This window comes from Halomonas sp. SIMBA_159, from assembly GCF_046536035.1.
Taxonomy (GTDB): domain Bacteria; phylum Pseudomonadota; class Gammaproteobacteria; order Pseudomonadales; family Halomonadaceae; genus Vreelandella; species Vreelandella venusta_A.
The window spans coordinates 1-301 of the sequence record NZ_JAWJBT010000296.1; the positions used below are offsets into that span (position 1 = coordinate 1).

Sequence of the window (301 nt, forward strand, 5' to 3'; positions counted from 1 at the left end):
TACGGATCCAGTCAAAAATTAAACAGTATATATAATGGAAATCCTTGGGCGTTAACGAAGGCTATTTTTTATATTAAAGAACATTACTCTGGAAGTCTGCAGGCTTTCCTAGAGACAGAAAAGTTTATGTTTGATGCAATTGCCAAAGGTTTCAATCAAGAATTGAAACGGTTATCTAATCTGGAAAAACAAATTATCTTAGTTTTAGCGAAACAATATAATCCTTTCCCCAAACAATCTTTCTCTTATCTCGACACGAAATTATCGAAATCTCAGATTGATGATGCGTTACACTCTTTAT

At 32.9% G+C, this 301-nt stretch carries 1 protein-coding gene; it reads left to right on the forward strand.

The genetic code is table 11. The features are described 5' to 3' along the window. Positions 1-301: hypothetical protein (locus tag R0J87_RS19365; protein WP_498888276.1), on the forward strand; the 301-nt coding region annotated here is incomplete at both ends.